Genomic DNA, 13,006 nt, shown 5'->3' on the forward strand with positions numbered 1-13,006 from the left:
GCGTTGCTTTTCGATCTTGAACTCGTTGGCCTGGTATGGGCATACCGGACGAAGTCCGCGATCAGCTTTCCTTGCGGTTCAGGGTGCTGTTTCCGCATTTGAACGAGCGGCAGCGGCGTCTGGTGATGGGCCAGGAGGCTCGGCTGCTCGGACATGGTGGGGTGCGGGCGGTGGCGGCAGTGGCCAGAGTGTCCGAAACGACGGTCCGTGCCGGCGTGTTCGAGCTGGAGGCCGGTGAGGATCCGCTGCCGGATGGCCGTGTCCGTCGTCGTGGTGGCGGTCGCAAGACGGCTGAAGCTCAGGACCCGGATCTGGTGCTGGCACTGCTGGCGCTGGTGGAGCCGGATGAGCGCGGGGATCCGGCCTCGCCGCTGCGCTGGACTACCAGGTCGCTGCGTGATCTGGCCCAGGAACTGACCCGGCAGGGCCGTCCGGTCTCGGCTCCGACGGTGGGCCGGCTGTTGAAGGACCAAGGCTTCAGTTTGCAGGCCAATGCCAAGACGCTGGAAGGCAAGCAGCATCCGGACCGGGACGCGCAATTTCGTTACATCAACGAGCAGGTCAAGGCTCATCAGGCGGACGGTGAGCCGGTGATCAGCGTGGACACGAAGAAGAAGGAGTATCTGGGCGATCTGCCGAACCCCGGCCGACAATGGAGGCCCAAGGGCGACCCGGTCCGGGTTGAGGACCACAGCTTCTTCTTCACCGGTCCGCACGTGCCGCACGCGATCCCGTACGGAATCTACGACATGGCCCGCAACACGGGCTGGGTGAACGTCGGGATCGACCACGACACCTCGGCGTTCGCGGTGGAATCGATCCGGCGCTGGTGGCGCGGCCGCGGCAGCCTGGACTACCCGAACGCGAACCGGCTGCTCATCACGGCGGACTGCGGAGGCTCCAACAGCTATCGCTTCCGGTTATGGAAGGCCGAGCTGGCTGGCTTCGCCGCCGAGACCGGGCTGACGGTGACCGTCTGCCACTTCCCGCCGAGCACCAGCAAGTGGAACAAGATAGAGCACCGGCTGTTCTCGCACATCACCATGAACTGGCGCGGCAGGCCGCTGACCAGCCACGAGGTCGTGGTCAACAGCATCGCCGCGACCCGCACCCACACCGGGCTGACCGTCACGGCCGAACTGGACACCAACGCCTACCCGCTGGGCGTGTCGGTGTCGGCCGAGCGGATGAGCATGCTGCCCATCGTCCCGCATACCGAGCGCGGCGCCTGGAACTACACAATCAGCCCGGCAGACGGCCACCCGCCCCTGTCCCCATGCGATGACCAGGCGCGCATCCGGTCCGAAAGCCTGCATGCTCTGGCCGATCCCCGGCTGACTGGGATGAGCCGCCAGGAGCTGAACGAGCTGGCCGCATGCCTGGCTCCGGGTCAGGCGGCCCTGGCCGAGCAGCGCAACTTCGAAATCCGTGGTGGCCCACGCCGGCAGGCCAAGGCTAACCACGGACGCCCCCTGCTCACCGACGCCGACAAGACCCTGATCGCCATTGTCTATCTCCGCCAGATCTGCTCCCAGCGCGTCCTGTCGGAGATGCTCGAGATCAGCCAGCCGCCGATCGGTCAGGCGATCACCGAGACCGGCAAGCTCCTGGCCGCCCGCAAACTCACGATCAAGCCCACCGTGCTGCGCTTCACCAGCGCCGGTGCGCTGCGCGACTTCCTGGACAGCAACACCGTCCCGGCACGGCCGAACCGGCTGGCGCTGCTCGCCGATCCGGCACTGACCGGGATGAGCCGCCCGGAACTGGCCGCGCTGACCGAGCGCCTGTCGCTGCGGCAGGCCGCCGAGGCCGAGCAGCGCAAGCATCGCCAGCGCGGCGGTGACCGGCAGGCCAGCGCTCGTGGAGGCATCTTCCAGGAGAAGATCACCGACGCCGAGCGCGTCCTGGCGGTCATCCTTGGCATGCGCAAGGTCTGCACCTGGCAAGTCGTGGCCGAGCTGTTTCAGGTGAGCCGGCGAACCATCGGAAACGCGCAGATCTGGGTCCGCCCGCTGCTGGAGGAGACCGACTACACCGTCACCCGAGCCGCAACCCGCTACTCCAGCGCCGACGCGCTCCTGAACGCCCTCACACCACACGACGACAACCCAGCAGTCACAGAATCGACACCTTGATTTTTTACGGCTCCAGTGGGTGCGGCAGCGCTGCCAGCACGCGCCCGGCAGGGCGGCGCCGATCGCCTCGACCAGGCCGCGGTGCGCGTCGGAGATGACCAGCTGCACCCCGGACAGGCCGCGGGCGACCAGGCCGCGCAGGAACGCCAGCCAACCGGCGCCGTCCTCGGCCGAGGTGACCTCCAGGCCGAGCACCTCGCGCTGGCCGTTGGCGTTGACGCCGGTGGCCACCAGCGCGTGCACGTTGATCGTGCGGCCGCCCTCACGCACCTTCTGGGTCAAGGCGTCGATCCAGACGAAGGTGTACGGGCCGGCGTCCAGGGCGCGTGTGCGGAAGGCTTCGACCTGCTCATCCAGCACCTTGGCCATCTGCGAGACCTGGCTCTTGGAGATGTGCTTGATGCCGAGCTGCTCGACCAGCTTGTCCACCCGCCGGGTGGAGACGCCGAGCAGGTAGCTGGTGGCCACCACGCTGATCAGCGCCTGCTCGGCCCGCCGCCGTCGCTCCAGCAGCCAGTCCGGGTAGTACGAGCCCGAGCGCAGCTTCGGAATCGCCAGCTCGATCGTGCCCGCCCGGGTGTCCCACTCGCGCGCCCGGTAGCCGTTACGGGAGTTGGTCCGCTCGTCGCTGCGCTGCCCGTAGGCGGCCCCGCACAGGCTGTCGGCCTCGGCCGACATCAACGTCTCGGCCATGGTCTTCACCATGGAGGCTTTTCCAACCTGATCGCGCTGGTCAGCGGGGGCGGCGCGAGGACGGGTTGGCATGAGAAGAGGCTCTCGGTAAGACAGCAGTCGACCAAGATCCGATGCCTCTACCGGAGAGCCTCGTTGCTGTCTTACCCTGCCGCGATTCCGCTGTCCAATCACACCCTGATCCGGCTGGCCGAACTGATCCGCGCCCGGCGTGCCGAGCGCCGCTGCCGGTGGCGGCGCCTGGACCCATCCCGGCAAGCCCTGCTCGTGCTCGCCCATCTGCGCAACGGCGACACCTACGCGCGTCTGGCCTCGGGCTTCGCCATCGGCACCAGCACCGCCTGGCGCTACGTCCGTGAGGCGACCGACCTGCTCGCCATGCTCGCCGACGATGTGCACGCCGCCGCCTTACGCGCCGGCCGGCTGGCCTACGCCATCCTGGACGGCACCCTGATCCCGATCGACCGGCTGGCCGACGAACGGCCGTACTACTCCGGCAAACACCGATGCCACGGCGTGAACGTGCAGGTCCTGGCCGATCCGGCCGGCCGCCTCGTCTGGGCCTCACCTGCGATGCCCGGCGCCACGCATGACTTGACCGCGGCACGCGCCACCGGCCTGATCGACGCGCTGACCACCACAGGCGTACAGACCTTCGCCGACAAGGGATACCAAGGCGCAGGCGGCAGCATCCGCACGCCGTTCAAAGGCCATCGACTGCGGCCACCGCTGTCACGCCATCAGCGCTCGGTCAACCGCGCACACGCCCGCATCCGCGCCTGCGGCGAACGCGCCGTCGCCACCTTGAAGACCTGGAAAGTCCTGACCCGCCTGCGCTGCTGCCCGCACCGCGCCACCACCATCGTGCAGGCCATCCTCGTCCTGCAACTCATCGAAGAGGGCCGCTACGCAGGATGAAAAGCGCTCATGGATCGCAACAGATCCGGGTCACCGGTCTCGATCTGCTGCGCCAGCCACCGCTCAGGCGACACACTGTTGTCCGCGGTCATCGCCGTTCTCCTTCTTGGAATCGTTGCTACGAAGGATCACGCGATGACCGTTCTCATTTCACGACGCCACACCTGCTGACCAGGTCAAACTCGTACACCACTTCCGCGGACGCAACCTCCGGTGCCGCTCCGCGCTCTTTCACTCTCTCGTAGAACTCGTTGCGCAGGTCAGTGTGGGGATGTTCTCCACGATCCGCATGTCTCATGAGACATCAAGACCACATGAAGCCTGTGAAATCTCTATGCGAGAGCCGACCTCGATCACACCTTGGCGAGACACTCCGTATCCCCTCGTCGGCCCTTAAGGAGATGCGGCGAGGTGAGCTTGGTGAAGATACTTATGAGTAAACGCCTCTGGGGTCACCCGCGCGAACGCGGGTGACCCCAGAGGTTGCGGGCGTCTGCGACGCCGCGCTCAGCTTGTCTTACTGCGGCGGAGAAGCCCGAGCCCAGTTCTGTGTTGCCCGTCTATGACGCGCAACGGTGTGGCGTGGGCCTGGTTTTGTTCCTCCATGGCAGCGTGCCATTCCCGATGCCGCGCGGCGTTGATGACCAGCGAGCCGCAGTCCTCGCACTCCACAGCGTCTTGCGTGGGCACGAGGCCTGGGCGAAAGTCTGGACGATCAGCGGAGGCGGGTCCAAGGGGTCTGAGAAGATCCGAGACCGCTATCCAGCGCTCCTTCCACCAGGTCTCGACATCTTCTTCGTCAACGTCGAGAGCGAGCAGGATTGCGCGAAGAACCTCCCACGAGGGGAAGATCTGGCTGGACATCACCCGAGAGATGGTCGACTTGGAGATGTTGGACTTCTTCTCCAGCGTGCGCTGGGTGGGCTGGCCGACGCGGCGGTGTCGATGGAGCAGGTCCCGTACGAGCTGCTCATGGTCGTAGTGGTCGATGGCTCCGAATTGGCGCTGTCTGTCCATGTTGTGCTCCTGCGCTGCTCCGGGAGGGACAGATCCCTCCCGGAGCAGCCCGGTTAGGCGGTGTTGGGCCCCGGCTCGGGGGGCGACGGCGGCAGTTGCGGCAGCTCAGGGAGCTGTGGCGGCTGGGGGTCCTGTGGCAGCTGGGGGGGCTGAGTGCTCAGCCCCCCCAGCAACCTCGCAGTGATCTCCGCGGAGACCAACCCAACGGCGCCGGCCGCGACGATCGCGGTCCACAGGTCGTAGCCCAGCACCAGCAGGGTGACGACGAAGAGAAGCACGAACAGCAGGATCAGCAAGGTTGCCTTGATCCGCAAGTTGACGTGCGGCGGAGGATTGCCGGACAGCATCATCCGATTCCACCTTGTCTTCCGTGTTGAATTTTAATGGTGTGGACGGGGACTTCAGGAGAAGTCGTCCGGGAGCACGGTTGTGACCCCCATACCGGAGCCTTGCGTGGAGGCGCGGCCGCCGGCATAGCCGAATCATGGCGCACGCCGTATGAATTGCGCAAGCGGACCTAGTTCACACCCCGGACGAGGAAACGTGAATAAGGTTCAACAATTTCCACAGTGGGCCTCAGGCGGGACAATCTGGCCCAAAATGAGACCCCAGGTGCGAGACAAGGCTTCTCGCAGGCGAAAATTCCTCAAGGAAATAATTGGTGAAACAAAATCCGTAGATGATATTTCCGAAGATTCTCCGCCGCCAATTACAGAGAAGACATCATAGTAGTGCATAAAAAAGGCGGTCTCCCGCTCCACCGGGAGACCGCCGATTCCCGATGCCCCGTCCACACCATTAGACAAGGTGGCCTCGGGAGGCCTACTTATGTGACTACTTTGCCCTAGGGCCCAAATTGGTGCGCTGCCCGCTATCTGAGACAAGTTCCGGATCGTACCGAACGAGCGGTACGTCCCAGCGCCGTAGGCCCATTCCTTCGCGCGTTCCCTACCTGGCGATACCCGTGAAGTTGTGAACCTCGCGGCCAACGTTCGGCGGACCAGCCTCTCGGCTGTCCATCCGTCCTGTGCCTGGCGTGAGCGGCGAAAGCGAGAGCACCTCTATACCGCGTCTTCACTGATCACACGTCCTCAGTCGAGGACTGATCTTAGCCGGAGCTCCTCTAGTCAAGCCATGCCGCCGGTCTTCCCGGTGGCAGCGTCGTCGTTGGCAGTGCTCCAGGTGGCAGTGCGAGCTAGAGCCACCAGATCCGGTCAAGGTTGTACTTGGCTGCAGCTCCGGTGCCGGCTGGTGCCAGCCCTCTGTGCGTGGCCACCTGCCGCGGCCGCCATCACCAACACGCTCACACGATCTGTCAGCGCCCATCGGGACGGGTGTTCGGCCATCACATGAGCCAACAAACAGAGCGCCAGGCGATACAGCCTGGCGCCACCTTCGCTGCTCGCAGGGACTCTGGAACGACGTGCTGTTCTCTCTAGATGCCAGAAGGGCGTTCTGGGTGCCAATCGCAGCGTACTGAGGAACACGGCTCGGATCGGAGACCAGGACCTTTAGCTCGCCCAGGCCGTCCGGCGCGTTAAGCTCGTCCACCAGCCGGAACAGGTCCAGCAGGGTTGTGCCCGTGTGCACCCTGGCCTGACGGCCGCCGCGCTTGCTCCCGGCAGAAGCCGACGGCATGACCCCCAGCGGGCGGATCCGCGCCCTGACGTGGTTGCGCGCGAATGCGTCGCCGATCAGGCGCAGGTAGTCGTAGAAAATGCCTCTGCCGGTGCCGCCCGCCACCGAGAATGCCACGAACACATTGCAACTGCGCCGCAACGGAGCGCCCAGCACGGCCAGTTCGCTACCCAAGTTGTCGATCATGCCGAATACGTCGTCGATGCCCTGAGCCACTGGGCTGCCTGGTCTGTGTCGCATCCGCTCGAACAGCCCCGCACTGCCCACCGAATGAAGTTGCCTCGCACGCCGCATCAGCGGCTCCTGCTCGCGCGGCGGCAGCCAGTCCTTGACCTGGTCGCCTCTCAGCCGCACCAGGCTGCGGACAGCCTCGTCGCCCAGCCAGGCACACAGGCTGCGTGCCGCGTCCGGGTAGATGTCGAGCTTGGACACCACGTCGTAGTTCGGCTGCGCGGTTCGGGCAGCCGCGAAGGACTCCCGCTCGGCCGGCACGACCCAACGGCGGTTCCGGACCAGTTCGGCCTCGCTAAGGTCGTCCCCATAGACGAACTTCAGGCGGGAAGGTAGCTCGTAGGGCTGGTAGTTCTGCGAGCTGAATTTCCTGATCAGGTCCACGCTGTCTCGGCCGTGCTGCTCGTCACGCAACCACCGCTCCGGTTCCACGCCTACCCGGCGGCCGGTGCCACTCAGCCCCACGAAGAAGAGCGGCCCCAGGATCCTCATCCTCATCGCAGGTCGTCTCCCGGCATCGGTCGTCGCTGGCTTCTGGTGTCCTGCGTGAGGAACAGCCCGCCCGGCAGTGGGACCATCCGCCCGGGCCGCAGGGGTCGGCACGGCGCGCAGAGATCCACGACCGAGAGGCGCAAGACTCGCCAGGTCAACAGACACAGGTCCCCCTGCCTCTAGGGCAGTCCGTAGGCACATCTCGATGAGATGGGTGCTGCCTCTGCCGGACCAGCTTGCATTCGCAAGATCCAGAGGCGGCATGTCAACCTGCAACGACAGGCTGTACCCACGAACATGACGCAGCCACTTGAGAGCGAGCGCATGCACGCCAGCCGACGCAATCCGCCTAGGCAACTGCTCGTAGGCGCCAAATAGCCGTGGCTCTATAGCCAGAATCGTCGCCAGGACCTGCTCCGTCGTCGTCGATATGCGCGGGTTTGACGGTGTGAAAGCACTCGTGAACCTTCCGCCCGTCTCTGCTGTTGAGAGAACTTGCAACGTTCCGCCAGGGAGGTCTACCACCTTCAGGTGCTCTGACGGCGTCGGCCATGCGCTCAAGTCTTCCACCATCACCCGCGGGCGTGCTGCTAGCACCTTCAAGAGGCCTTCCATCAAGGTCCCCAGCCTCTGTCGGGAACCGCAGGCACCATCCACATCATCCCCTGACAGCCGTCGATCCATGTGCGAGGGGTATGAGGCGACGGGCCGGGAAGTCGGCGCCATGCCTTCGCCCATGCTGATGCGGCGAATCGCGCCCACAAGCGCACAGAGCCTCTCACGCCTCGACATGAGAATGGACTCAGACTCATCGAACGCAAACAAAGAGTAGGAGTCAGTGGCATAGGAGCTGATGTCGACGAGGCAAAGCATCGTAGCAATACCTCTTGAAGTCATCATGTCTCCTCGCTTCCTCGCAGCAATCCTGCTCTGCGCGCTGGCCGATGGGGACGAAGGCAGGGTTCTCCGATGTCTCCGCTGAGACTGTAGGAATGATGCTGGCTCTTGAGACCGAACGACGTCAAGCCCTAAGACACCTAGCAAGCACCTCTGGGACAAATCGGAGCGAGATTGATCCCAGATCGGGACAACGTGAAACACGATGAGGCGGATTGAGACACGCAATCGCATCCGAAATCGGCTATCGCTGCTTGCACGTGTGGTTAGATGCTGCGCGCTTCGACGGTGATGACCTTTCTCGCTTCGGCTAGAAATTAGCCAATGACCGAAACGTTTTGCCTCATGACGCCCACCGGAAATTTCATCAACACTCACCCCTCGCTTCCAATATTTATTCTCTTCTGCTTTGGGCGAGAGTTAGGTTTGTCGCTGAGGGCTTGCGTCCTCCTAGAATAATTTCCGTGGCGGCACAACCAACATGGTGCCGTATTGTGCGCGCCCCCTGGAAGCGACTACGGAGCAACCTCTCGTTCGTGAAAGGCGCCGGAGTCTTGGCGCCTAAGGATACGGATTCGTCTCGCGTAGGGCAGGACGGAACGCCGCGCTGAGCGTGCAAGGGGTAGTGAGATGCATCCGTGAGGTAAGGCCGGTCTCCACCCACGGGAGTCGGATGGTCATGTGAGCTGTTCCCCGCTCGCGTGTCCCGGCGTTGAAGGGGGTCACACCTGGTCGTGTTCGTGGCCGCAAGAGCGGTGCAGGGGAATGACGGTGACTCCGTGGGCTGCCAGATCCTCACGCAGCAGGGTGTTGTCGTGGTGAAGAGCGGCGATGGCGGTGGCGGCCGCGTCCAGGCGGCGCTGGAGGGTGATGCTCTCGCGGGCCTTGTCTGCGAGCTTCCGTTTCAGGTCGGCGATTTCGTCGTCGCAGCGGGCCTCACCTCGTGTGGTGGTGCCGTGTTCGGCGACGTGGGCGTCCCATTCGGCCAGGATCGTCTGGGCACGGTTCATAGTGGCGCGGCTGACGCCGGCTTCCTGCCACAGGTTCTGCTTGGTCAGCCGCCCGTCGGTGCGTTGAGGCTGTCCGGCGAACAGCCGTTTCATCGCCGCGCGCAGGGCGGCGGACGTCTGGACGGCGCGGTGTTCCACAGCGACAACGGGGCGCAGTACTGCTCACGGGAGTTCGCCCGAGCCTGCCGCCGCTCGGGATCATCCGCTCGCGCGGCGCGGTCGGCACCAGCGCCGACAACGCGGCGGCCGAGTCCTTCAACACGAGTCTGAAACGCGAGACGCTGCAGGGCGCACACCACTGGCCCGACGCCCGCACCGCCCGCACCGCCGTCTTTCGCTGGATCACCCGCTACAACACGGTCCGGAGGCACTCCCGCCTCGGCCAACTCAGCCCGATCGACTACGAGCAGACGACAGATAGCCTGCCGCCTAAAATCGGTGTTCACGCTCATAGGGGGAAGGCCCGACGCGCCACAACCGACACCGTACGGATTCAGCCGACGAATCCCAGGCGGATGACATCAGTGGACGAGATGTCAAGAAAGCGCATCAGCCCAGGACTGTGCCCGAGTTCTCGGTGCCGCGGGGACGCTTGCGGGAGAACGCCGAAAGGTCTATAGCCAGGCCGGTGTGCTCGCCGACGAATCGTACCGGCCGTTCGTCGTGATCTACGCCGTTCTCGGTCTGTTCAATGATCGCGGCGAGGAACTTGCCGACGACCGGCGCGTTCTTGAACTGGTTGCCGCTCGTCCCCATGGCGACGTAGAACCCATCCAGCTCCGTACGGTCGTAAATCGGCGTCCAGTCGTCGGCGACGTCGTAGACTCCCGCGACCCCGCGAGCCCGATTCGGTATCTCCAACGCCGGTAGCCGTCGCGCAGCCCTCGTCACCTGGGCCTCGAACACCGCCGTCGTCGGATGCGCGGTGACGGCATCCGGGTCGTCCACCCACTGCAGCGGGTCGCATTCCGGTTCCGTACCACCCACCAGCAGTCCCCCGCCGGCCTCACCGCGCAGGTAGATACCCAGGTCCATGTCCGCGACGCAGATCCCGGCGCGGTTGTCGGCGCCGAAACCCGCGGGGGCCGCGACGAGCGCGACCTCCTGCCGTAACGGCCGGCATCCCACGGTGAAGTCGGATCCGACCGAGGCCAGCTCGTTGATGCGGGTCGACCATGGGCCTGCGGCGTTGACCACCACGCCGCAGGGGATCCTGCTCCCGTCCGCGAGTATCACCGCGGTGACCCGGCCATGAGCCCGCTCGATCCCGCGCACCGACGTATGGAACCGGAACTCGGCACCGTGTGCCCGCGCGGCGGCGGCCAGATTCTGCGCCGCCAGTTGCGGATCGTTCACGAACCCCGCATCAGGTGTGTACACGGCACCCAGCGTGGTTTCGGTCTCGGCCCAGAACTCGTCGTCGTCGATACGTTTCGGTGGCCAGTACCTGCCGACGTCGATACCCAGGATCCGCTCCGACAGGTCCGCACTCGTCCACTCCTCGAACGGGATACCCGCGTTCCGGAACAACGGCAGGTACACCGACCGAGGAGCCACGTCCACGTCCAGCATCGCCATCCCGCACCGTACGTACCGAGCCAACGGCCCGACGTCGCGGCCAAGGTGCTCCGCCCACGACCTCCAGCCGAAGTGCGCCTCCCAGGCGGTGGCGACGCCCGCGGCGGTGGAGAAGTTGAACCGCACCACCGCGCTGGACGCACTCGTGGAGCCGTGGCCGGCGCCCCCGGCCTTGTCGACCACCGTCACCTGCCGGCCACGGCGGGCGAGTTCCAAGGCGACCGACGCGCCGATCACCCCCGACCCGATCACCACGACATCCGTGCGCTTACCGGGCACGGCAGGTCCTGAGATAACTGAGGAACGAGGCCTGCAGGCCGGTCACGTGCGTTTCGTGCATGAGTGCGCTGGTGACGGATCCGCTGCGTGAGGTGAGGCGGTGAAGGAACGTGGCCGCGTTCTTCGCGAGATTCTGGTAGACCGCCACGTCTCCGAGGATCTCTCGGTCGTTGAAGGTCACGTGAAGCTTGGTAGCAGGCAGGGTGTCACCCATCGCTTGAAGACGAGCGAAGACCTGACTGTCTGCACCGACAATGCCGGGGCTGCCCGCGCCGATGCTCTCGAAGAAGGTGCTATCGGTGAGCCAGGCGTAGAGACTGAAGAGTCCGCCGTAGGAATAGCCGAAGAGGCCGTGACCGCTCGGGGCTGTGCCGTAGTCGCGTTCGATCCGCGGGTGTAGGTCTTCGGTAAGGAAGTTCAGGAACATATCCCCGCGGCTGTCGCTCAATTCAGCGAGGTAGGCGTCGGCTTGCTCGCGAGTCATCGTGCCCGCTTCGACTCCCATCTCCACCGCATCGATGTACTCCTTCGCGATGGGTTCGCCGGGGGGCACGAGGTCGCGGTTGCGCAACCGCTCCCAGTGCTCTGCCTCCTCGCCTGCGTAACCCACGCTGACTTGGACATAGGGCTGAATCGACTGCATGGGGTCCAGTTGCGTGACGATGAGTGGGGCGGTCATGCCCACGGCCCAATTGCCGTCGAGCACGTACACGACAGGCGCCTGCGCCGCGGCAGGGTCGTAGCGCGGTGGCGTGGTGACCCAGACGCCGTAGTCGTGCCCACCGCTGGAGCGCATCTCGAAGTAGTCGGTGTGGGCGAGGCAGCCCTGCCACATGGTGCTCATCTGAGGTCCTTTACGATTTGGCCAGCCTGGATTACGAGGACGGCGCTGGTGGGGTCGGAGAACAGTTCTGGGTCTTCGAGCGGGTTGCCGTTCCAAAGAACGAGGTCTGCCTGCGCGCCGGGAGTGATGACACCCACCTGGCCGGACAGGCCGAGGATCTCGGCGTTGGTCTGGGTCGCCGCCACGAGCGCTTCCATCGGCGTCTCGAGGGCTGCGCGGAGGCTGAGTTCTTTGCCGCGACAGTCCTGAGCCGGACCGATGAGATCGGAACCCAGCCCGATCCGCACTCCGGCCTCCTTGGCGACAGCGAGCGCCTCGGTCATCCGCTCACGGACACCCAGCACACGATCGCGGACCGGCTCGCCGAGGCCGGCTTCCGCGGGGTCGTGCAGCAGTCGCTCGACGACGGCGAACGTGGGCACAAGGGCGACCCCGCGCGTGGCCATCAAGGCGGCCGTGGGCTCATCGAGGTCGGTGCCGTGCTCGACACAGCGCGCCCCGGCCTCGACCGCGTTCCGAATGCCCTCATTGTTGTGGGCGTGAACCGTCACGTAAGTGCCCCGTGCCGCGGCTTCCTGCACAGCGACGGCGATCTCCTCCACGGTGAACTGGGTGTCGGTCAGCCGGTCGTGAGCGCTGACCACTCCCCCGGTCACACAGAGCTTCAGGAAGGAGGCTCCGCGGCGGAAGGCCTCACGTACGTTGCCTCGCAGCTCGTCCGCGTTGCCCGACATCATGGACAGGGCACACAGACCCGGAAGGTGATGGCCGCTCCACAGCTCGGTGGGTTCCCAGTCGGCTCCGTAGTAGCCGTGCCCACCGATCTGGCACTGCACCGGTCCGCATGACAGGACGCGCGGTCCCCTGACCTTGCCCTTCGCGATCGTGGTGACGACGCCACCGTCGATCCCGCCGGTGTCCCGGACGGTCGTGAAGCCGGCGTCGAGCGCTGCGCCGGCCGTGGCGAAGATGTCCGCCGCGATCTCGGCGGCACTGATCTGGAACGAGAACTGCGGCTGGATCGGGCTCGACAGGCCCAGGTGAACGTGCGCGTCGATCAGGCCGGGCGTCATCGTCAGTCCCCCGGCGTCGAGTCGCTCGCCAGGTTCGCCACCGGAGGCCCCGAGCTGGGTGATCCGCCCGTCTTCGACGGTGACGTCGACGTCTATGGGATCGCGCCCCGTCCCGTCGGCGACCACCGCGCCGACCACCTGCAAACGTCCCACGAGTCGTTCCCTCCGCCGTCGCGAGCTGACTGCGACCATGTACGAAGC

The 13,006-nt window shown here is 65.4% G+C and carries 9 protein-coding genes and 2 pseudogenes; 3 read left to right on the forward strand and 8 right to left on the reverse strand.

From position 1 onward, the window contains the following. Positions 1–35: 35 nt before the first annotated feature. Positions 36–2,135, forward strand: coding sequence for an ISAzo13 family transposase (locus tag HD593_RS29840; protein WP_185101737.1), 2,100 nt, complete (start codon positions 36–38; stop codon positions 2,133–2,135). Positions 2,136–2,144: 9 nt separating this feature from the next. On the opposite strand, the pseudogene HD593_RS29845 reads toward HD593_RS29840, so the two are convergent. Next, positions 2,145–2,840: pseudogene (locus tag HD593_RS29845) on the reverse strand (IS256 family transposase); the annotation flags it as partial. A 123-nt stretch (positions 2,841–2,963) separates the two neighbouring features. Between HD593_RS29845 and HD593_RS29850 the strand changes: the two are divergent. After that, positions 2,964–3,746 (forward strand): transposase family protein, encoded by a 783-nt coding sequence (locus HD593_RS29850; protein WP_185101767.1) that lies wholly within the window; start codon positions 2,964–2,966, stop codon positions 3,744–3,746. A 507-nt stretch (positions 3,747–4,253) separates the two neighbouring features. Here HD593_RS29850 and HD593_RS29855 read toward each other — a convergent pair. From HD593_RS29855 to HD593_RS29870, 4 genes are all read right to left on the reverse strand, one after another. After that, on the reverse strand, positions 4,254–4,763 hold the full coding sequence (locus HD593_RS29855; RefSeq protein ID WP_185105342.1) for a helix-turn-helix domain-containing protein: 510 nt from the start codon (positions 4,761–4,763) through the stop codon (positions 4,254–4,256). Positions 4,764–4,816: 53 nt separating this feature from the next. Beyond that, positions 4,817–5,113, reverse strand: a complete 297-nt coding sequence (locus HD593_RS29860; protein ID WP_185105343.1) for a hypothetical protein — start codon at positions 5,111–5,113, stop codon at positions 4,817–4,819. Positions 5,114–5,837: 724 nt separating this feature from the next. Then, positions 5,838–7,130, reverse strand: coding sequence for a tubulin-like doman-containing protein (locus HD593_RS29865; RefSeq protein ID WP_185105344.1), 1,293 nt, complete (start codon positions 7,128–7,130; stop codon positions 5,838–5,840). A 1,613-nt stretch (positions 7,131–8,743) separates the two neighbouring features. After that, the gene (locus HD593_RS29870) at positions 8,744–9,169 is read right to left on the reverse strand and encodes a hypothetical protein (protein ID WP_185105345.1); all 426 of its coding nucleotides are present in this window, start codon (positions 9,167–9,169) and stop codon (positions 8,744–8,746) included. Between HD593_RS29870 and HD593_RS61950 the strand changes: the two are divergent. Further along, positions 9,134–9,456 (forward strand): annotated as a pseudogene (locus HD593_RS61950) (integrase core domain-containing protein); the annotation flags it as partial. The gene HD593_RS29870 and the pseudogene HD593_RS61950 sit on opposite strands and share 36 nt — an antisense overlap. Before the next feature lie 124 nt (positions 9,457–9,580). Here HD593_RS61950 and HD593_RS29880 read toward each other — a convergent pair. From HD593_RS29880 to HD593_RS29890, 3 genes are read right to left on the reverse strand one after another with little or no spacing between them, the layout of a single operon-like run. Next, on the reverse strand, positions 9,581–10,888 hold the full coding sequence (locus HD593_RS29880) for an NAD(P)/FAD-dependent oxidoreductase (protein WP_185105346.1): 1,308 nt from the start codon (positions 10,886–10,888) through the stop codon (positions 9,581–9,583). Beyond that, on the reverse strand, positions 10,878–11,732 hold the full coding sequence (locus HD593_RS29885; RefSeq protein WP_185105347.1) for an alpha/beta hydrolase: 855 nt from the start codon (positions 11,730–11,732) through the stop codon (positions 10,878–10,880). Before HD593_RS29885 ends, HD593_RS29880 begins: the two co-directional genes overlap by 11 nt. After that, positions 11,729–12,958, reverse strand: coding sequence for a metal-dependent hydrolase family protein (locus HD593_RS29890; RefSeq protein ID WP_185105348.1), 1,230 nt, complete (start codon positions 12,956–12,958; stop codon positions 11,729–11,731). The genes HD593_RS29885 and HD593_RS29890 overlap by 4 nt, the downstream gene beginning before the upstream one ends. Positions 12,959–13,006 lie beyond the last annotated feature (48 nt).

Origin of the sequence: Nonomuraea rubra, from assembly GCF_014207985.1 — a bacterium.
Lineage (GTDB): Bacteria > Actinomycetota > Actinomycetes > Streptosporangiales > Streptosporangiaceae > Nonomuraea > Nonomuraea rubra.